Source organism: Streptococcus sp. WM07, from assembly GCF_004570525.1.
In the GTDB taxonomy this organism is placed as follows: Bacteria; Bacillota; Bacilli; order Lactobacillales; family Streptococcaceae; genus Streptococcus.
Genome location: NZ_SPPZ01000386.1, coordinates 1 through 216, shown reverse-complemented (window position 1 = coordinate 216; position 216 = coordinate 1). Strand labels below are relative to the sequence as shown.

Below are 216 nucleotides of genomic sequence, written 5' to 3'. Positions count from 1 at the left end.
TGCATCAACTTGAGCCTTAGCTGCTGCTTTCTCTTCGTCTGTTAGATCAGAGCGAGCGTCAATTTCATCCTTCTTGGCTTGAGCGGCTTCATCGACGGCTTTCTTCGCTTCAGGCTTAGCAACTGCAGCTGGGTTAATAGCTTTAACAGTGTCAACACCTGCAGTCTTAGCTTCTTCAACTCCTGCATTTGTTGTTGCTGCATCTACTGCAGCTTT

The 216-nt window shown here is 47.2% G+C and carries 1 protein-coding gene; it reads right to left on the bottom strand.

Annotated features, from left to right (window positions below; genetic code table 11):
* Positions 1-216: DUF1542 domain-containing protein (locus E4T71_RS09670; protein WP_135039048.1), on the bottom strand; the 216-nt coding region annotated here is incomplete at both ends.